We start from the raw sequence: 19,385 nt of genomic DNA on the forward strand, positions 1-19,385 counted from the left end.
AGGCGACACGACGGAGCAACAACCGGTACCGCGCCGCCGTGGCGCGGGTCACCGGTGGCCCGGCGATAGGCTTGGGACATGACCGAACGTCCGCCGCTGACGCCAGGCACGCTCTCGCCGTGGCGACCGGTGCCCGCCCACATTTCCCGCCCGGAATACGTGGGCAAGAAGCAGCCGCAGGAGTGGCGCGGCTCGCACGTGCAGACACCCGAGACCATCGAGAAGATGCGGGTGGCCAGCCGGCTCGCCGCCCAGGCGACACAGCTCGCCGGCGAGCACTGCAAACCCGGCGTGACCACCGACGAGATCGACCGGGTGGTGCACGAGTTCCTCTGCGACCACGACGCGTACCCGTCGACGCTCGGCTACCGGGGCTTCCCCAAGTCCTGCTGCACGAGCATCAACGAGGTCATCTGCCACGGCATCCCGGACTCCACGGTCCTTCAGGACGGCGACATCATCAACGTCGACGTGACCGCGTACATCGGCGGGGTGCACGGTGACACCGACGCCACCTTCTGCGTGGGCGAGGTCAGCGACGAGGCCCGGCTGCTCGTCGAGCGGACCCACGAGGCGATGATGCGCGGCATCCGGGCGGTCAAGCCGGGCCGGCAGATCAACGTGGTGGGCCGGGTCATCGAGTCGTACGCCAAGCGGTTCGGCTACGGAGTGGTCCGCGACTTCACCGGCCACGGCATCGGGGAGTCCTTCCACAGCGGGCTCTACGTGCCGCACTACGACAGTCCCCGCCCCACGGACATCATGGAGCCGGGAATGACCTTCACCATCGAGCCGATGATCACGCTCGGCACCTACCAGTACGACATGTGGGACGACGGGTGGACCGTCGTGACCAAGGACCGCAAGTGGACGGCCCAGTTCGAGCACACCATCGTGGTGACCGACGACGGCCACGAAATCCTGACCCTGCCGTGACCGACACCCCTGCGGCGCTCCGCGAAGCCCACCACGCGGACGTGTCCGGCGGCTGGCTGCGGCCGGCCGTCTTCGGCGCGATGGACGGGCTGGTCACCAACATCGCCCTCATCGCCGGCGTCGGCGGCGGTGGGGTGTCGCCGCGCAGCATCGTGCTCACCGGCTCCGCCGGCCTGGTGGCGGGCGCGATCTCGATGGGGCTGGGCGAGTACACGAGCGTGCGGTCGGCAAACGAGCAGATCGCCGCCGAGGTCGCCAAGGAGCGACGGGAACTGGAACGGCACCCCGAGGCGGAGGCCCGCGAACTGGCCGACGCGTGGGTGGCCCGTGGCCTGTCCCGGGACCTGGCCACCCAGGTCGCCGAGGCGGTGCGGCGTGACCCGGAAGAGGCGCTGCGGGTGCACGTCCGAGAAGAGTTGGGCGTCGACCCCGACGACCAGCCGAGCCCGTGGGCGGCGGCGTTCTCCTCGTTCCTGTTCTTCTCCGTGGGCGCGCTGGTGCCGCTGCTGCCGTACCTGCTGGGCGCCAGCGCCCTCTGGCTGGCGCTCGCCGTGGGCGGGCTCGGGCTGTTCGCCGCCGGCGCGGTGGTGGCGCGCTTCACCCGCCGGCCCTGGTGGACAAGCGGGCTGCGGCAACTGCTGCTGGGTGCCGCGGCGGCCGGGGCTACGTATCTGATCGGTTCGCTGATCGGCGTGCAGGGCGGGCTGTGACGCCGGTCAGCCGGTGAGCAGGTCGTCGACGGTGCCGTCCACCGGTCGGCCACGGGCAGCCAGCTCGTCGGCCTGCCGGGTCAGCACCACACCCACCTCGGTCATGTCCGCGCCAGCCAGACCGGTGCGTCGCACCGCGTCACCCGGGTCACGGAAGTAGGTGCGGCTCAGCAGGCCGGTCACCGTCGCCGCGGCCAGCCGCGCCTCACCGAGCATGAGCAGCGCCTGGTCGGTCTCGTACCACTCGGCGAGCCGGGCGGCCCGGGAATGCGCCGCACTGCCCCTGTACCACGACTGCCGGGCGGCGGTGCTGAACTCGCCCGGCCGGGCGCGGGCCAGCCGGCCCAGATGCTCGTCGCGCAACGTCCGCAGCCAACCCGTCGGGTCGTGCAGCGCCTGGGTGGTCACGTACCGGTCGGCGGTCAACGGCCACAGCGGGGAGAGCTGCCGGGCCTGCCCGAGGTAGTCGTCGGCGGCGGCCACCGTCAGGTCGACAAGCACCCCGTCGACCCGCCGGGTCGCCGGCCGTGGACCGGTGCCCGGCCGGTAGGTGACCACCAGCAGTCCCACCTCGCCGTCCCCACCGCCGTCGTCGTCGCCGTGCGCCAGGGGACCGTGCACCGCGATCGCCAGCACGTCGGCGGGGAAGCGCCGTCGGATCGCCTCGGCCACCCGCTCCGCGACCGTCCACCGTTGATCGTCGCGCACCCGGGGCTGATCGTCGCTCACGCTCATCCGGCGGCCCTCGTGGGTGTCCGTACGGCTCGCCGGATCGGCTGACTGCTCGCCCTCACCGCCGCCACCTCCGACTCGAACCCGAGGTCAGCCTAGCCAGCCGACCGTGGCTCGGCCGGCGCGCCGCGCCCGGTCGGCTCCAGCCGGAAGACCCGGATCTCCCGATCGCCGGCCCGCTCGACGTACGCGCGGTACGCCGGCCACTCGGTGACCAGCAGCTGCCACAGCCGGTCCCGTTCGACGCCGGTGGCCAGCACGGCGCGCACCGGGATCCGCTGGCCCCGCACGTCCACCTCGGCGGTCGGCTCGGCGAGCAGGTTCAGCGACCAGGCGGGCTGCTGCGTCTGCCCCCAGTTGGAGCCGATCACCACGTAGGCGTCGCCGTCGGGCACGTAGAGCAGGGGGTTGCTGCGCGGCTTGCCGGAGCGGCGGCCGGTGGTGGTGATGACGAGGGACGGGATCAGGCCGAGCGCGACCACCCGCCCACGGGTGAGCCGGCCGACGATCCGGTCGGCGGGCACCAGCAGGCGGGCGGCGGCACCGAACCAGCGGTGATGGCCGACCCGACGGGTGAGTGTTCCAAGCGCAGACACGCGGACCAGTCTGCCGGCTGCCGCGCCCCGGTGGCACCTCCGGACGGCCCAGGTTTCCACAGCGGTGAATCCCACCGACCTCGGGTCAGTCCAACCGCCGCTCGATCGGCAGCCGCGCGCGGGTGAACAGGCCCGCGCCGAGCATCGCCACCAGAGGCACCAGCACCAGGACGCCGAGCACCGGCCACGGCACCACGTACGGGTACGGGGCGGGTGCCGGCCAGGCCGCCGCGTACTGGCGGTTGACCGAGAACAGCACTATCGCCGCGGTGCCCAGCCCGGCCACGATGCCGAGCACCGAACCGAGACCCGCGATGACCCCGGCCTGGCAGATCGCCAGCATCCGGCGTACCGCCGGGGCCGCGCCGACCGCCGCGAGGGTGGACAACTCGGCCCGCCCCTCGGCGGCGGCGAGCGCTGTCGCGATCCCGGCGGCGCCCACTGTGATCAAGCCGGCCGCCGCGGCGAGCAGGAGAAGCACCGGTGAGATGTCGGTGGGGGCGGCGCCGGACTCGACGCTCAGCGAAATCGGCCCGAAGGGCCGCAGGACGGCGGTGAACCGCTCCTGCTGCTGTCTGTCCGGCGGCGTCGCGGTGCCGACCACCCAACCGGCGGACGACACGCGCAGGCCGAGGCTGCGGGCCGAGGGCTCGGACAGCAGCAGGCGGGACTCGCCCACGAACGCGGGCAGCGCGTACCCGGGGAAGTCCGCGGTTATCGGCGTTCCGCCGTCCGACGGCGTCATCCGTACTGTCACCCGGCCGTCGTGCACGTAGCGCGGGTCGGTCACCACCACGCCACCGGCCCGCAGCACCCCGGCTGCGGTGGCGGTCGCCGCAGGGTCGGCGCCGGTCAACAACGGCAGGGCCGTGCCGTCATCCACCCAGGACTGCACCCAGGGGACGAAGCGCGTCGTCTCGGAGACCTGGCAACGCGGGTCGGCCCGTGCCTGCCGGCGCTGCGACGCGGACAGGACAGCATCGGGCTGCCAGGGGCAGACCTGTGTCGGCGGCAGTTGCGGTGTGACGTCGCAGTAGCCGCTGCCCGCTTCGGCGCAGGCAACCGTCTGCACTGAGGCGACGGCGTCGGTGCCCAACGTCTCCTGTGCCGCGGCGGTCACCTGGGCCAGCGTGGGCCGCCGGGTCGAGTGCTCCGGGTTGACCAGCAGGTGGCCCGTCGGCAGTATCGGCTGGTAGGTGTCCGCTTGCCGGACGCGGTCGCTGGCCAGGTACCCGCCGAGGGCCACACTGCTGGCCACGGCGGCCATCACCGCGCAGATCGCCGGTGCGGCGGCGGCCCGGTTGCGGCTGGCGTCACGCAGCGCGATCCGGGGAGCCAGTGGCAGCACCCGGCCGAGCCTCGCCAGCACGCCGATCAGCGTGGGTGTGCAACACACCAGACCGAGTTCGCCGAGGATCAGGCCGGTCAGGATCACCGCCGCCGACGTCTGGGTGGCCCCGTACGCGGCGAGCGCCGCCCCGCCGCAGGTCAACACCACCCCCAGGGCCAGCCACCGGGTCCGGGACGTCGGCGGGGTACGCCGCCCGGCGAGCCCGGCCGCGACATCCTGGCGGGCGGCCGTCCAGGCCGGCGCGACCGCGGCGAGGACCCCGGCCAGCACCGCTACCCCAGCGAGCACCAGGAGCGCCGCCGGCCAGCAGCGGTACCCGCCGAACCGGGCGCTGAAGACGTACTGCTCCATCAGCGGGCGACCCGCGAACGCGGCGGCGACCCCGAGCAGCAGCCCGACGACGGCCCCCAGCACGCCCAGCACCACACCGTCGGCGAGCACGACCCGACGCAGTTGGGCGGAGTCCCCGCCGGCCACCGCGACCAGCGCCAGGTCCCGGCGTCGTCGGCGGACACCCACCGCGAACGCCGGCCCGACCAGCAGCACCACCTCCAGCAACCCGAGGCCGGCGATCAGCACCCCGGTGCTGAGGTCGTTGGAATCGGCTGGTCCGACGGACCCGAGCCACGTGCGGGTCCACCCGCCAGTGCCGTGGTGGTCGCGCGGCGCCCCCCCCACGCCGTTGTCGTTGAGCCGGGCCACCATCGCGGCGTCGACACCGCCGGGCACATCCACAAGCCAACTGCTGTCGAGAAGTGGCTCGTTGCGAGGTACGGCCGACGGGTGCAGCGCCACCGTCGGGCCGAGGTCGTCGGGAAACTCGACCACCCCCACCACCGTGTACGCCCTCAGCCCGTCAGCGGTGGCCACCACCGCGCCCAGGCGTACGTCGAGGCGGCGCAGCGCGGTCGGGCTCACCGCCACCTCGGCGGGCTCCCGAGGTGCCCTCCCCGACCGGAACCGCACAAGCCCCCGGGCCAGCGGGTCGGTGAGGTCGAGCACCCGGGCCTGGAAGGTCTCCTCCCCCTCGGGGCCCTGCACTGTCAGCGGCATCCGGCCGCGTACCTCGGTGAACCGGCTGCCCGGACCGAGCAACGCGCTCACCTCGGCGGCCGTGGCCGGATGGCTGGACGCCTCGGCGTCGCCGTTGCGGGGATACCAGCTCTCACCCCACTCGTCCTGATCGATCGGGGTGTCGGCGAACCACCGCAGTTCCGCGTCGGCGATCCCGAGGCGCCTGTCGATCTTTTCCTGCGCGGTCAACTCGGCCATGTCGTAGCTCACCGCGAGGAAGGACAGCACCAGCACCGGCAGGGCGATCATCGCGAGCACCAGGGCGGTACGTCGGCGCGCCCGCCGCGACTCCCGCCGGGCGATCCGCAACGCCGCCCGCCAGGATCCGGCCAGCTCGGCGAAGCGCCGCCGCCCCCGTGGTACGCGCGGCGGCACCGGCTGAGCGGGCGAAGCGTCGGTGACCGGGCCGGCTGCCCGCGTCGTCCGGCGGAGGGTCAACGGTCGCTGCCGGACAGCAGTTGCTCGACGCTGCCCAGCGGGGCCGTCGTGTCGACGAGCACCCCGTCGCGCAGGAACACCACCCGGTCGGCCCAGCCGGCGTGCCGCGCCTCGTGGGTGACGAGGATGCCGGCGGCGCCCGCGTCGACCCGGCGGCGCAGCAGGTGCAGCACCGCCTCACCGGTCTGCGAGTCCAGCGCCCCCGTCGGTTCGTCGGCGAGCACCAGCCGCCGCTCGCCCACAAGCGCGCGGGCGATGGCCACCCGCTGCTGCTGGCCGCCGGAGAGCTGGTCGGGGAAACGGTCGGCAAGGGCCGGCAGCCCCACCTCGGCCAGCGCGGCCAGGGCGGCAGTACGGGCCTTGCGCCCGCCCACGCCGTCGAGTTCCAGCGGAAGCGCGACGTTCTCCAGCGCGCTCAGGCTGCCCAGCAGGTTGAGTTGCTGGAAGATGTAGCCGATCCGGCGGCGGCGCAGCTGGGCCAGCCCGCGCGGGTCCAACGCCCCGAGCTGCTGCCCCTCGACCCGTACGTCGCCGCGGGTCGGGCGGTCCAGGCCGCCCGCGAGGGCCAGCAGCGTCGACTTGCCGGAGCCGGACGGACCCATCACGGCGACCAGCTCACCCGGCCGGACGACCAGGCTGACACCGCGCAGGGCGTGCACCGCCGCCGCGCCGGTCCCGTGGGTGCGGTGGACGGCGCGCAGCTCCAGCACCGCGTCGTCCGGGTCGCTCACCGGCGCGCCCCCTCGTCGGCCCATCGTGCCGCGTCCGGCGCCCCGTCGGCGCCCGGGCCGGGCAGCGGGGGCGGCGGGCCGGTGGGCCGGTGCCGGACGAGGCTGCTCTCGCAGTGGTCCAACCAGCGCACCTCCGCCTCGGCCTGGAACACCATCGAGTCCAGCACCAGCCGCCAGGGCAGGTCCTCCGGACGGTCGCTGGCGTACTTCAACCTGGTCAACTCCTGAAGGGCCCGCATCGTGGCGCTGCGCTGGGCCTGCACCACCGAGCGGACGTCCACCCCGGGGGTGGTCAGCGCCAACGCCAGCTTGATCGCCAGTTCGTCGCGGGGGCGGTCGTTGCGGCTGATCGGGGTGGCGAACCACAGGGCCAGGTCCGCCCGGCCGGCGTCGGTGATCTCGTACGGGCGCTGCCCCGCCTCGCTCTCCGGCAGCGGGCGCACCAGTCCGTCGCGTTCCAGCCGGGACAGCGTGGTGTAGACCTGCCCGATGTTCAGCGGCCACGTCGATCCGGTCGACTCCTCGAATGCGGCGCGCAGCTGGTAGCCGTACATCTGGCCGCGTTCGAGGAGGGCGAGCAGCCCGTGACGGATGGACATGGCAACGGAGTATGCATACCTGGTATGCGCACCGCAACCGGAGCGGATTCAGTTCAGCTCGGGCGACCGGGAAATGCGACAGTCAGCGGGGCGACGCCGGCGGTCTTGCGCCACCTGGTGGCGCGTACGGCGTACTCGACGAGGGCGGCCAGCGCCTGGTCGCGGTCGGCGCCGGTGGTGGACGCCAACGCGGCCCGCCAGTGCGCCGCCGTCCGCTCCTCCACCTCGACGGCAAGCCGCAACGCGCTGGCCCGGTCGGTGACGGCGAACGGCAGCGCGTACCCGGCCCGATCCGGTGGCACGGTGCCGCCGGTGGTGCTGAGCTGCACCACGAGCGCGTCGCGCCGACGCCGATGCGACGCCTCGGCCTGCCGTGCGGCGTCGCGTGCCGCCCCGGTGAGCCGGACGCCGATGCGCCCGTAGGCGTAGATGGCCGCGTACTCGGCGGAGAGGGCGGCGGCGAGCGCCTCCCCGGGGGTCGGCTGCCTCACTTCAGTGCCTCCTGGTGGGTGGCCCGCGCGGCGGCGATGGAGCCGAGCAGCGCCGCACGGTCCGCAGGTGCTGACGCGCAGGCGGCTGTCGCGGACTGCTGGGCGGTCTTCTCCAGCGCACGCAGGGCGGCCAGCGCGCCGGCCGGCTCTGCCGCCGGGGTGCTGCTCGGCGCTGCGGCGGGCGCCGAGGGGAGCGCGACGCCGATGACCCGGGCGAGTTCGGTGGCGTGCGCGGTGTGCGTCGCGGCGATGGGGTCGAGGCGGCCGGCCAGGTCCGGATGGGCCACGGCGACCTCCCGGTGTGCCGCGGCCAGCCCCAACGACTCGTCGACCATCGGCCGCAGCGGGTCCGGTGGCGGTGCCGGCTTGTCGTCCCGATCGAAAAGATCACAGCCGGTCAGCGGGGCCACGCCGCCGCCGAGCGCCAACAGCGCTCCGGCGCGCAAGAGCTTTCGCCGGGAATGTCCGGATGAATGGTTGCGCTGTGTCGTTCTGCCGATCCCCACCGGGCAAGTCAACACCATGCGTGCCGGTCCGCGGGCCACCGGCGTCGGTGCGCCGCCCGGTCCGGCGACCGGCGGGCGCGTTACGCTCTGCGCAGCCGCCGGCGCGTCCGCTCCGGTGGCGTGCCGGCATGGCGGGACGAGCGTCCCGATCGACCAGTGAAAGGGTGCGGAGATGACACAGCGTGGCCGTGCCACCAGGTCGACGGGTCGACCCCGCGACGGCGGTTCCCGCGACAGCGGTTCTCGTGACGGTGCTCCCCGCGCCTCGCGCGGCACCGCGGCTCCCCGTGGTGGCGGTGATCTGGCGGCGCGACGCACCCAGTTGCGGACCGTGATCGAGCCGGTGGTCAACGGCGCGGGCTACGACCTGGAGGACCTGTCGGTCTCCCGGGCCGGCCGCCGGCACGTGGTGCGGGTGATCGTGGACGCCGACGGCGGGATCGACCTGGACGCCGTCGCCGACGTCTCCCGCGCGGTCTCGGCCGCGCTGGACGCGGCCGAGGAGTCCGGCGGCGACATCCTCGCCGGGGAATACCAGCTCGAGGTCAGCTCGCCGGGCGTGGACCGGCCGCTCACCCTGCCCCGGCACTGGCGGCGCAACGTTGGCCGGCTCGTCAAGGTCACCGTCCGGGGCGCGGTCGCGTTGCCCGGCCAGCGCGCCGAGCCCTCCGGGGGTCGCCAGCTGACCGGCCGGGTGGTCGCTGCCGACGACGAGACAGTGCAGCTGGAGACCGACTCCGGTCGCGACTCCTTTACGTACGCCGAGCTGGGGCCGGGCCGGGTGCAGGTCGAGTTCACCCGCCTCGCCGAGCTGGGTGAGCCCGACGACACCGACGTCGACGACGAGTTCGACGACGCCGACGACACCGACGACACCGACGATTCAGACGACATCGACGACGAAGATGATGTGGAGGACGAGGAGAGGTGAACATCGACCTCGCGGCGCTACGCGCACTCGAGCGCGAGCGGGAGATCCCGTTCGACACGATTCTCGCGGCGATCGAGACCGCGTTGCTGACCGCCTACCGGCACACCGACGGCGCCGAGCCGCACGCCCGGGTGGAGATCGACCGCAAGTCCGGCGCTGCCCTCGTGTACGCGCAGGAGATGGACTCCGACGGCAGCCTGGTGCGGGAGTGGGACGACACCCCGCACGACTTCGGCCGGATCGCCGCCATGACCGCGAAGCAGGTGATCCTCCAGCGGCTGCGGGAGGCCACCGACGAGGTGCACTTCGGCGAGTACGTGGGCCGCGAGGGTGACTTGGTCACCGGCGTGGTGCAGGCCCACGAGACGCGGATCGAGAAGGGCATCGTCAGCGTCGACCTGGGCAAGCTGGAGGGCGTGCTGCCGCAGTCCGAGCAGGTGCCCGGCGAGCGGTACGCCCACGGCGAGCGGATCCGCTGCGTTGTGGTGCACGTGGCCAAGGGCATGCGCGGGCCGCAGATCACCCTGTCCCGGTCGCATCCGGCGCTTGTCAAGAAGTTGTTCGCGCTGGAGGTTCCGGAGATCGCTGACGGCACCGTGGAGATCGGCGCGATCGCGCGTGAGGCAGGTCACCGTACGAAGATCGCCGTACGCTCGACCGTCCCCGGGGTGAACGCCAAGGGCGCCTGTATCGGCCCGATGGGTCAGCGCGTCCGGGCCGTGATGAGCGAGCTGCACGGCGAAAAGATCGACATCATTGACTGGTCGGACGACCCGGCCACCTTCGTCGGCAACGCGTTGTCGCCGGCCAAGGCCCTGCGGGTCGAGGTGGTGGACCTGGCCGGCCGGGCCGCCCGGGTGACCGTCCCGGATTTCCAGCTCTCCCTCGCCATCGGCCGGGAGGGGCAGAACGCCCGCCTCGCTGCCCGTTTGACCGGTTGGCGTATCGACATCCGGTCCGACGCTGAGCAGGCCGCGCCTGCCGCGCGTGGCGGAGCTGATCAGGTACCGGAGCCGGGCAGCGCGATCTCGGGCAGCTAGGGGTAGACTTCCTCCAGTGGTACGACGCGCGCAGCCGGAGCGCACCTGTGTGGGTTGCCGGAAGCGCGCGCCGGCCAGCGAATTGCTGCGGGTCGTCGCGATCGGGGACGAGGCTGGCTACAGCCTCCGGCCTGATCCGTTCCGCAGGCTGCCGGGTCGGGGAGCGAACATGCACCCGGATCCGGCCTGCTTCGCGCTGGCGGTGCGGCGCCGCGCCTTTGGGCGAGCGCTGCGCATCACCGAGGTCCTCGACCACGGTGTGCTGGCAGAGCACGTCGATGCGCCAACCACTACGTCCGGTCAGCCCGACCGGGCGAGGGTCGCTAGCAGGGTAGGACGACCGACATGAGCACACGATGAAGTCCCTGAAATGACCAGGCTTCAAGTGCACGAGTGAGGTCGCTGCGGGTGCTGCCCGCACGACCTCGGAGTGAGGAGTGCAGTGGCAGGCAAGGCCCGCGTACACGAGCTTGCAAAAGAGCTCGGGGTCGAGAGTAAGACCGTTCTCGCCAAGCTGAAGGAAATGGGCGAGTTCGTGAAGTCCGCGTCCAGCACCGTCGAGGCGCCCGTCGCCCGACGACTGCGTAACGCATTCGTCGCGTCGACCGGTGCTCCGGCACCGGCCGCCCCGTCGGCGCCCGCGTCGGCGCCGGCTTCGACCCCGAGTCCCACGCCGTCCCCGACCCCGGGCGCGCCCCGGGTCTCGGCCAAGCCGATGCCGCCCCGGCGGCCGGCCGCGCCGGCACCCGGTCCGAAGCCCAAGGGGCCGGTTCCCGGTGCGCCGCAGACGGTGACCCCGGTCGCCAAGCCGGCGAGTGCCCACGACATCGAGGTGGCGGCCGCGGAGGCGCGTGCCGCCGCGCTGAAGGCTGAGCAGGAGGCCGCGGTCAAGGCCGCGCAGGCAGCCCGCCAGCAGCAGCGGGACAACCCCGTTCGCCGGGAGCCTCCGGCAGACGGCGGTAACCGGCCCGGTCCTCGGCCGGGTCCCGCGGCGATGCCGCCCCGTCCCGGTTCGCCGGCAGCTCGTCCGAGCACGCCGGCTCCCGGTCCGGGTGCCCGGCCGGGCGGTCGCCCGCCGGCGCGCGGCGCCGGTAACAACCCGTTCGGCATCCAGGGTGGCCAGCAGCAGCGGCCCCCGGCCGCCGGTGCGGGTGGCCCTCGGCCCAACACTCCGGCGGGCATGCCGCCGCGGCCGAGCCCGAACTCCATGCCGCCGCGGCCCAGCCCGGCGTCCATGCCGAGCCAGCGTCCGGCTGCCGGTCGCCCCGGTCCCGGTGGCGCCGGTCGTCCCGGTGGCGGCGCAGGTCGTCCCGGTGGCGGTGGCGGCGGTTTCCGTGGCGGTCCCGGCGGCGGTGGCGGTGGCGGCGGTTACCGCGGCGGCCCCGGTGGCGGCGCGGGTGCCGGCGGTGGCGGTGGCTACCGTGGCGGTCCCGGCGGCGGTGCGGGTGCTCCCGGTGGCGGTTTCCGTCCGGGTGGTCCGGCCGGTGGCGGCGGTCGTCCGGGTGCGGGCGGTCGTGGCCGTGGCGGCGGCGCCGCGGGTGCTTTCGGGCGTCCGGGTGGTCGGCCGACGCGCGGTCGCAAGTCCAAGAAGCAGCGCAGACAGGAGTTCGACAACCTGTCGGCTCCGACCATGAGCTCGGGTGCTCCCCGGGGTCAGGGTCAGGTCGTCCGGCTCTCCCGTGGCGCCTCGCTGTCCGACTTCGCGGACAAGATCAACGCCAACCCGGGTTCGCTGGTCCAGGAGATGTTCAACCTGGGCGAGATGGTGACCGCGACCCAGTCCTGTTCTGACGACACCCTGCACCTGCTGGGTGAGCACCTGGGCTTCGACATCCAGATCGTCAGCCCGGAGGACGAGGACCGCGAGCTGCTCGCGCAGTTCAACATCGACCTCGACGCGGAGGTGGCCGAGGAGCGTCTGGTCAGCCGTGCGCCGGTGGTGACCGTCATGGGTCACGTCGACCACGGTAAGACCAAGCTGCTCGACGCCATCCGTAAGGCGAACGTCGTGGCCGGTGAGGCGGGTGGCATCACCCAGCACATCGGTGCCTACCAGGTCCACGTCCCGCACGAGGGCGAGGACCGGGCGGTCACCTTCATCGACACCCCGGGTCACGAGGCGTTCACCGCCATGCGTGCTCGTGGCGCCCAGGTCACGGACATCGTGATCCTGGTCGTCGCGGCCGACGACGGTGTGATGCCGCAGACCATCGAGGCGTTGAACCACGCCAAGGCGGCCGACGTGCCGATCGTGGTCGCGGTCAACAAGGTCGACAAGCCGGAGGCCAACCCGGACAAGGTTCGCCAGCAGCTGACCGAGTACGGCCTGGTCGCCGAGGAGTACGGCGGCGAGACCATGTTCGTCAACGTGGCAGCCAAGCCGGGCATCGGCATCGAGGAGCTGCTCGAGGCCGTCCTGCTGACCGCCGACGCGTCGCTGGAGCTGACCGCTCCGATCGACGGGCCGGCGCAGGGTGTGGCCATCGAGGCGCACCTGGACAAGGGCCGCGGTGCGGTGGCGACGGTGCTGGTGCAGAAGGGCACCCTGCGGGCGGGCGACTCGATCGTCGCCGGTGGGGCGCACGGCCGGGTCCGGGCCATGCTCGACGAGAACGGCAACCAGCTCTCCGAGGCTGGGCCGGCGCGTCCGGTCATGGTGCTGGGTCTGACCGCGCCGCCCGGCGCGGGAGACACGTTCCTCGCCGCGGCGGACGACCGCACGGTGCGGCAGATTGCCGAGCAGCGGCAGGCACGGCGGCGGGCGGCGTCCTTCGCCAACTCCCGTGGTCGGGCCACCCTCGAGACGCTCATGGAGCAGCTCAAGGAGGGCGAGAAGACGTCGCTCAACCTCATCCTCAAGGGCGATGTCTCCGGTTCGGTGGAGGCCCTGGAGGACGCGCTGTTCAACCTCGACATTCCCGAGGAGGTCCAGCTCAAGGTCCTCGACCGGGGCGTCGGCGCGATCACCGAGAGCAACGTCATGCTCGCGAGTGCCTCGTCCGAGCCGGTCACGATCATCGGCTTCAACGTGCGGGCCTCGAACAAGGTCCGCGAGATGGCCGACCGCGAGGGCGTGGAGATCCGGTACTACACCGTCATCTACCAGGCCATCGAGGAGATCGAGGCAGCGCTCAAGGGCCTGCTCAAGCCGGAGTACGAGGAGGTCGAGCTGGGCAGCGCGGAGATCCGCGACGTCTTCCGCTCGTCCAAGATCGGCAACATCTCCGGTTGCATCGTCCGGTCGGGCATCATCCGACGCAACGCGAAGGCTCGGCTGCTTCGGGACGGGACGGTCGTGGCGGACAACCTCACGATCACCTCGCTCAAGCGGTTCAAGGACGACGCCACCGAGGTCCGCGAGGGCTTCGAGTGTGGTCTGACCCTGGGTGGTTACAACAACGTCCAGGTCGGCGACGTCATCGAGACCTTCGAGATGCGGGAGAAGGTTCGCGCCTGATCCGGCAGTGACACGCTGATCAAGGGGTTTACGCCGACCGGCGTAAACCCCTTGATCATGCGGGGTGGGTTGCCGGTATCGTCCGTGGCGATGTTCACCGGAACCGCGGTCTTCGACCTGCTGCTGCCAGGCGACTCCAGGTCGCTCAAAGCCAAGAGATCATATGTACGGCCGATCGTGGCGGCCCTGCGCCGCTTCGAGGTTTCGGCCGCCGAGGTGGGTGCGCTCGACCTGCAAGGTCGGGCAGAGATAGCGGTGGCCGTTGTGGCCGCCGAGGCGGTACACGTCCGCGAGGTGCTCGACTCTTGCGAGCATCTGGTTGCCGCTCGCCCCGAGGTCGAGTTGCTGTCGGTTCGACGCCGGCTGTACGGCCTCGACGACGACTGATTGCGTGCGGCGCCTGGCGTGAACCAGGAACGCCGGCCGCGCCCGGCGTGACCAGAATTACGGCAGCGCCGGGCGTGAACAGGAGTGCCGGCGGTGCCGGGCGACCGGTGCGGGCCGCGAAGGTAGTGTTCGAGATGTTGGCCGGTCGGCCGGCGGCCACGGTCGCCGGTCGACCGGGAGCAGGACGCCGTGGAGGTGGCGAGATGTCTGATCCGGCCAAGGTACGCCGGCACGCCGAGCGGGTGCGTGAGCTGGTCGCGTCGGTGGTGCGGAGCCAGATCAAGGACCCGCGGCTCGGCATGATCACCATCACCGACGCCCGGATCACAGCGGATCTGCGGGACGCGACGGTGTTCTACACGGTGCTCGGTGACGCGGTGGCCCAGGCGGACACCGCTGCGGCGCTGGAGAGCGCCAAGGGGATGCTGCGCAGCACCGTCGGCAAGGCGCTCGGGCTGCGGCACTCGCCGACGCTGACGTTCGTCCTCGACGACGTACAGGACCAGGTCAAGCACATCGACGACCTGCTCGCCGCCGCCCGCAACGCCGACGCCGAGGTGCAGCGCCTCGCAGCCCAGGCCAAGTACGCGGGTGAGCCGCAGCCGTACCGGGTCGACGAGGACGAGGACGACGCCGACGAGGCCGACGAGGCCACAGACACCCCCCGGGGTGGGGAAGCGCGGTGACCGGCGCCGCCGGCACCCAGCTCGCCGCAATGACCGGCACCGGCCCCGCCGAGGCGGACTGGGCCGCCGCCGAGGCGCTGATCCGCGACCTCCCGGCGACCGGCCGGGTGCTGCTGATCTGTCACGTCAACCCGGACGGCGACGCGCTGGGCAGCATGCTCGGCTTCGGTCTGGGCCTGCGCCAGCTCGGCGTACACCGGTTGCAGGCGACCTTTCCCGGGCCGCCGGAGGTCCCGGAGCCGTTCCGGGGTCTGCCCGGCCTGGACCTGCTGGTCCCGGCGGGCGCGGCGGACCCGGCCCCCGATCTGGTCATCTGCTTCGACGCGGCCAGCGAGTCGCGCCTCGGCGAGCTGGCCGGGCGACTGTCGGCGGCGGGCGCGTCGCTGGTGCTCGACCACCACGCCTCAAATCCCGGCTTCGGGACGGTGAACCTGATCGACGCGAGCGCCGCGGCGACGTCGGTGGTGGCCGAGCAGTTGTTGACCCGGCTGGGCGTACCGCTGGACCGGGCCGTCGCGGAATGCCTGTACGTGGCCCTCACCACGGACACCGGCTCGTTCCGGTTCGAGGCGACCACCCCGGCGGTGCACCAGTTGGCCGCCCGGTTGCTGGCCACCGGCATCTCGCCCGGTGACATCTCCCGCCAGGTCTTCGACACCCGGCCCTTCGGCGCCGTGCGGCTCTTCGGTGAGGTGCTCGGCAGGGCCCGGCTGGAACCGGCCGCCGCCGACGGGCGAGGTCTGGTGTGGACCTTCGCAACCCTCGACGACCTGGCCCGTCACGACCAGCGGCCGTACGTGCTGGAGGCGCTCATCGACTCGGTGCGCTGCACCGCCGAGGCGGACGTGAGCTGCGTGCTGAAGCAGACCACTCCCGACACCTGGGCCGTGTCGATGCGCAGCAAGGGCGCTGTCGACGTCAGCCGGGTGGCTGTGGTGCTGGGCGGGGGCGGGCACCGGCTCGCGGCGGGGTTCACCGGTCGGGGCACCGTCGAGCAGGTGGTCGCGGCGATCCGGGCCGAGCTTGGCGCGGCGCTCATCGATACGGCCCGCTGACCTCGAAGATCAGGGTCAGCTCCGGGGGGTGTCGGTCTTCCGGCACTCAGGTTGACCGGGAAGAATTGCGGGATGGAGCAGCCGCACGACCTCACCATGGAGGCCCCCCGAGTCTGGGACCGGCCCGCCGTGTCCGTCCCGGTTCTTGTCTGCCTGTCACTCGTCGGTGGCCGGTTCCCGTCGTTCTCGACCGAGGCCAATCTCTACACGCTCGGCACCGGCGGGGTGCTGATCTGGCTCGGTCTGAGCAACCGCGTGCCACGGCGGCCGGCGCCGCGTCGGCTGGGTGCGGGGGCGGCCTGGTGGGCGGTGCCGGCGGTGATCTTCGGCGTCTTCGAGGGTGCCACCTTCGTGCTGGCAGTCGGCGATGACTTTCCCACCTTCTCGCGGCTTGCCGATCCGCTGCTGGAGGACCAACTGACCCGCTCGGCTGCCTGGTTTGCCTGGCTGGCCGCGTTCTGGGGGCTGGTGCGGCGATGATGCGGGCGTTGGCTATCGGCGGTTTCCTCGTGGCGCTCGTGCTCTTCGGCGTGGTCGAGTGGCTGGCACGCCGGGAGGGCTCCAGGATCCCCACAATGGGTGAGGTCTGCGCGTACGTGATGCGCTACGAGGTGGGTCCGGTACCGGTGGGCCGGATCGGTCTGTTCGGTTTCTGGTGGTGGCTGGGGTGGCACTTCCTGGCCCGCTGAGCAGGGTCGTGCGCCGTCCAGATGGCGGGAACCCTAAGCAGTTGGTCGACCTGAACGATAACTTGGGAGACGGCCTGCGGCGCGTTGCGGCGCAGGTCGTGGGTGGTGGCGCCACACCTCGCGCTGCCCTCCTCCAGGGTCAGACCGACCCGGGCTCACGCGGCCCAGCCGGCTGTTCCGGTAACCCCGGACTGCCGTGGGGCGTTCAGTACGACCGCCCGTGAGGGTCGCCGCGTGTCGGCGGCTCGCACCCTGGAAGGAGCGCCACCATGCCGAACAAGCCCAAGCCCGAGACCACCGACGACGCCCGCGAGCAGGCTCGCCGCGCACTGCAGACCTCGATGGACACCCGTCAGTGACCCGAAATGACCGGCGGTGACGACGTCGATGTAGTCATCGACAGCGTCACCGCCCGTCCCTTCTGATATCCCACTCGTTGCCGCCGGCCGACATGACTGCCGGGGGCGGCCGGGTCCCCCGTATTTCCCGGCCACCCGCAGGAGCCGCTCAGGACAGGAACTTGTCCAGGGCGGCTTCGATCGTTCCGGAGTCCGGGGCCGCGTACGCCCTCATCGTGGACTTGTCGTAGGAGATGACGCTCGGGCACCGGGCTGCCGGGGCGGTCACGGTGCCGCCGTCGCCGATCTTCTCGGCGGTCTTGGCCGCGTAGAAGGTCAGTGTGTAGCGCGACGAGACGTAGTCGACGGTGACCTGCTTCTGCGAGCTGTCCTTGTACTGGCACTTCTTCGGCGTGCCCTGGCTGCCCTCTTCGAACTTCAGGCAGCCGACCACCGACACGCTCTCGTACTCACTGCTCTTGGCGTAGTACGGCTTGGTCGAGCCGACGAACTTCGACGACCAGAACGTCGGCCGGTCCGGGTTGTTCGAGAACGTGTACGCCTTGGCGCCGGACGGGCCGTTGTAGGGGGCCGCGTTGAGGATCTGGCTGCCCTCGCAGACGTTCGACAGGTCGCTGGAGAACCGGGCTGTCATCGAGTTGTTGTCGTTCGACGGAGCCGACTGGCCGGGCGTGGGGGTGGCCGCCGGGTCCGGCGAGCTGCCGCCATCAGTGCCCGGGGTAGGGCCGGCAGATGCGACGGTCGAGGGCTCGTCGTCGCCGCCGTAGGCGACCAGGAGCCCGATTCCGGCGCCGCAGATCGCGAGGATCAGGACCACCGCGCCGGCGACCAGGCCGATGACCAGGCCCTTGTTCGACTTCTTCGGCGGCGGAACAGGGACGCCGTACTGCGGCGGGGGCATCGGGGCGCCGTACTGCGGAGCCGGGGCGCCGTACTGCGGAGCCGGGGGCTGCTCGTAGGACGGATACCCGCCCTGCTGCGGGGCTGGCGGCCCGCTCCAGGGTGTGACGTTGGGGTCGGGCTGCTGCCCTTCGTGCGGGGGATAGTTGCTGCTCAATGTAGGCCCTATCGCTGTCAAAATGTGAACCACGGGAGTGGGAGTCCCGACCAGGGTAATGACCTCCGCAAGTGGGACGCTCTCGGTCCCACCTCCGACGGCCTCGATACCTCGCCGTTCACACCGAGCGAGAAATGCGTAAGCGATCACTGCTCTTGTGCTCCTTACAAGGGGCGTGCCAGGATCGGCGGCGATGAACCAGCCAGTCCTCACCGGCACCGCGACGGCCACCAACGAGCCAGCCTCGCCGCGTCGGATCGCCGCGCTCGCCCTACCGGCCCTCGTCGTGCTCGCCGCCGAGCCGCTCTATGTGCTCGTCGACACGGCAGTGGTCGGGCACCTCGGCCGGGTGCCGCTCGCCGCGCTCGCCATCGGCGGCACTGTGATGACACTCACCGCCTGGGTCGGCACCGTTGTCGCCTACGGCACCACAGGCCGCTCAGCCCGCCGCTTCGGCGCCGGCGACCGGGCGGCAGCCGTTGCCGAGGGAGTCCAGTCGTCCTGGCTGGCGCTCGGCGTCGGACTGCTGATCGCGGTCGGGATGCAGTTCGGCGGGGGCGCGCTCGCGCGTACCCTCGCAGGCGGTGGCGGCGAGGTGGCCGACGCCGCCGCACACTGGCTGCGGATCGCGGCCCTCGGCGCCCCCGGCCTGTTGCTCGCCGCCGCCGGCAACGGCTGGCTGCGGGGCGTGCAGGACACCCGCCGCCCCCTGCTCTTCGTGCTCGGGCCCAACCTGCTCTCCGCGCTGCTGTGCCCGCTGCTTGTCTATCCCGTCGGGCTGGGCCTCAACGGATCGGCGATCGCCAACGTCGTCGCTCAGACGCTCTGCGGGGTGCTCTTCGCGGCGGCGCTGATCTCCGAGCGGGTGTCGCTGCGACCCCGACCACGGGTGATCCGCCAGCAGTTGGTGCTCAGCCGGGACCTGCTGATCCGCGGCGTGGCGTTCCAGGCCAGCTTCCTCTCCGCGACAGCCGTCGCCGCCCGCTTCGGCGCCGCCGCCGTCGGCGCGCACCAGATCGCCCTGCAACTCTGGTTCTTCACAGCGCTGGTGCTCGACGCGTTGGCCATCGCCGCGCAGTCCCTGGTGGGCGCCGCCCTCGGCGGTGGGGACGACGGGGGCGCGCGGGCACTTGCCCGCCGGATCGGGCTGCTCGGCGGCGTCTGCGGCGTCGCCTTCGCGCTGCTCATCGCCGCCGGCGCCGGCGTCGTACCGTCGTGGTTCACCTCCGACCCGCAGGTACGCGAACAGGCCATGGTGGCGTGGCCGTGGTTCGTCGTCATGCTGCCGCTGGCCGGGGTGGTGTTCGCCCTCGACGGCGTGCTGATCGGCGCAGGCGACGTCGTCTACCTGCGCAACCTCACAATCGTGGCTGCGGTGGGCGGTTTCCTGCCGGCCATCTGGCTCGCCTACTGGCTCGAGCTGGGGCTGGGCGGCATCTGGGCCGGCCTCACCCTGTTCGTGGTGATCCGCCTGGTCGCCCTGCTGCTGCGGTTGCGCGACGGCAGGTGGGCGGTGGTCGGGGCCGTCCGTTGACCGGGGCCCGCGTCTGGCAGGCTTGG

Annotated in this window: 20 protein-coding genes; 12 read left to right on the top strand and 8 right to left on the bottom strand. The window is 72.4% G+C overall.

What is annotated here, in order from left to right:
- Positions 1-78: 78 nt before the first annotated feature.
- Positions 79-936, top strand: a complete 858-nt coding sequence (gene map, locus ACPXB1_RS19175) for a type I methionyl aminopeptidase (protein WP_355628499.1) — start codon at positions 79-81, stop codon at positions 934-936.
- A complete protein-coding gene (locus ACPXB1_RS19180; RefSeq protein ID WP_355597865.1) occupies positions 933-1,646 on the top strand; it encodes a VIT1/CCC1 transporter family protein in 714 nt (237 codons plus the stop codon). The genes map and ACPXB1_RS19180 overlap by 4 nt, the downstream gene beginning before the upstream one ends.
- 6 nt (positions 1,647-1,652) lie before the next feature.
- Here the strand turns inward: ACPXB1_RS19180 and ACPXB1_RS19185 are convergent, their stop codons facing one another.
- The 7 genes from ACPXB1_RS19185 to ACPXB1_RS19215 form a co-directional block, all read right to left on the bottom strand.
- On the bottom strand, positions 1,653-2,381 hold the full coding sequence (locus ACPXB1_RS19185; protein ID WP_425735603.1) for a nucleotidyltransferase domain-containing protein: 729 nt from the start codon (positions 2,379-2,381) through the stop codon (positions 1,653-1,655).
- 92 nt (positions 2,382-2,473) lie between these two features.
- Entirely contained in the window at positions 2,474-2,974 is a 501-nt protein-coding gene (locus ACPXB1_RS19190; RefSeq protein WP_355597861.1) for a nitroreductase family deazaflavin-dependent oxidoreductase, read from the bottom strand.
- An 85-nt stretch (positions 2,975-3,059) separates the two neighbouring features.
- The gene (locus tag ACPXB1_RS19195; RefSeq protein ID WP_425735604.1) at positions 3,060-5,774 is read right to left on the bottom strand and encodes an FtsX-like permease family protein; all 2,715 of its coding nucleotides are present in this window, start codon (positions 5,772-5,774) and stop codon (positions 3,060-3,062) included.
- A 59-nt stretch (positions 5,775-5,833) separates the two neighbouring features.
- Positions 5,834-6,592: an ABC transporter ATP-binding protein gene (locus ACPXB1_RS19200; protein ID WP_425735605.1), complete on the bottom strand. Its 759-nt coding sequence runs from the start codon at positions 6,590-6,592 to the stop codon at positions 5,834-5,836.
- Positions 6,565-7,167: a PadR family transcriptional regulator gene (locus ACPXB1_RS19205; protein ID WP_355628508.1), complete on the bottom strand. Its 603-nt coding sequence runs from the start codon at positions 7,165-7,167 to the stop codon at positions 6,565-6,567. Before ACPXB1_RS19205 ends, ACPXB1_RS19200 begins: the two co-directional genes overlap by 28 nt.
- Positions 7,168-7,220: 53 nt before the next feature.
- A complete protein-coding gene (locus ACPXB1_RS19210) occupies positions 7,221-7,658 on the bottom strand; it encodes a ferritin-like domain-containing protein (protein ID WP_355628511.1) in 438 nt (145 codons plus the stop codon).
- On the bottom strand, positions 7,655-8,182 hold the full coding sequence (locus ACPXB1_RS19215) for a hypothetical protein (protein WP_355628513.1): 528 nt from the start codon (positions 8,180-8,182) through the stop codon (positions 7,655-7,657). The genes ACPXB1_RS19210 and ACPXB1_RS19215 overlap by 4 nt, the downstream gene beginning before the upstream one ends.
- 154 nt (positions 8,183-8,336) lie before the next feature.
- Here ACPXB1_RS19215 and rimP point away from each other — a divergent pair, with 154 nt between their 5' ends.
- The 9 genes from rimP to ACPXB1_RS19260 all read left to right on the top strand — a co-directional run bounded on the left by rimP (position 8,337) and on the right by ACPXB1_RS19260 (position 16,409).
- A complete protein-coding gene (gene rimP / locus ACPXB1_RS19220) occupies positions 8,337-9,095 on the top strand; it encodes a ribosome maturation factor RimP (RefSeq protein ID WP_425735606.1) in 759 nt (252 codons plus the stop codon).
- A complete protein-coding gene (gene nusA / locus ACPXB1_RS19225) occupies positions 9,092-10,135 on the top strand; it encodes a transcription termination factor NusA (RefSeq protein ID WP_355597850.1) in 1,044 nt (347 codons plus the stop codon). The genes rimP and nusA overlap by 4 nt, the downstream gene beginning before the upstream one ends.
- A 16-nt stretch (positions 10,136-10,151) precedes the next feature.
- Positions 10,152-10,484: a YlxR family protein gene (locus ACPXB1_RS19230; protein ID WP_355597848.1), complete on the top strand. Its 333-nt coding sequence runs from the start codon at positions 10,152-10,154 to the stop codon at positions 10,482-10,484.
- Between the two features lie 93 nt (positions 10,485-10,577).
- Entirely contained in the window at positions 10,578-13,592 is a 3,015-nt protein-coding gene (infB, locus tag ACPXB1_RS19235) for a translation initiation factor IF-2 (protein ID WP_355597846.1), read from the top strand.
- A 90-nt stretch (positions 13,593-13,682) separates the two neighbouring features.
- A complete protein-coding gene (locus tag ACPXB1_RS19240) occupies positions 13,683-13,979 on the top strand; it encodes a DUF503 domain-containing protein (protein ID WP_355628522.1) in 297 nt (98 codons plus the stop codon).
- Positions 13,980-14,182: 203 nt separating this feature from the next.
- The gene (rbfA, locus tag ACPXB1_RS19245; RefSeq protein WP_167945423.1) at positions 14,183-14,665 is read left to right on the top strand and encodes a 30S ribosome-binding factor RbfA; all 483 of its coding nucleotides are present in this window, start codon (positions 14,183-14,185) and stop codon (positions 14,663-14,665) included.
- Between the two features lie 29 nt (positions 14,666-14,694).
- A complete protein-coding gene (locus ACPXB1_RS19250; RefSeq protein ID WP_355597905.1) occupies positions 14,695-15,720 on the top strand; it encodes a DHH family phosphoesterase in 1,026 nt (341 codons plus the stop codon).
- Between the two features lie 72 nt (positions 15,721-15,792).
- Positions 15,793-16,200, top strand: coding sequence for a hypothetical protein (locus ACPXB1_RS19255; RefSeq protein ID WP_355597842.1), 408 nt, complete (start codon positions 15,793-15,795; stop codon positions 16,198-16,200).
- Positions 16,200-16,409, top strand: coding sequence for a DUF6186 family protein (locus tag ACPXB1_RS19260; RefSeq protein ID WP_197281407.1), 210 nt, complete (start codon positions 16,200-16,202; stop codon positions 16,407-16,409). The genes ACPXB1_RS19255 and ACPXB1_RS19260 overlap by 1 nt, the downstream gene beginning before the upstream one ends.
- A 507-nt stretch (positions 16,410-16,916) precedes the next feature.
- On the opposite strand, the gene ACPXB1_RS19265 is transcribed toward ACPXB1_RS19260, so the two are convergent.
- Complete coding sequence (locus ACPXB1_RS19265; protein ID WP_355597840.1) at positions 16,917-17,825, bottom strand: hypothetical protein; 909 nt, start codon at positions 17,823-17,825, stop codon at positions 16,917-16,919.
- 193 nt (positions 17,826-18,018) lie between these two features.
- Between ACPXB1_RS19265 and ACPXB1_RS19270 the strand changes: the two genes are divergently transcribed.
- Complete coding sequence (locus ACPXB1_RS19270) at positions 18,019-19,359, top strand: MATE family efflux transporter (RefSeq protein ID WP_355597838.1); 1,341 nt, start codon at positions 18,019-18,021, stop codon at positions 19,357-19,359.
- Positions 19,360-19,385 lie beyond the last annotated feature (26 nt).

The sequence above is a fragment of the Micromonospora sp. DT68 genome (genome assembly GCF_049847245.1).
GTDB classification, from domain to species: Bacteria; Actinomycetota; Actinomycetes; order Mycobacteriales; family Micromonosporaceae; genus Micromonospora; species Micromonospora profundi.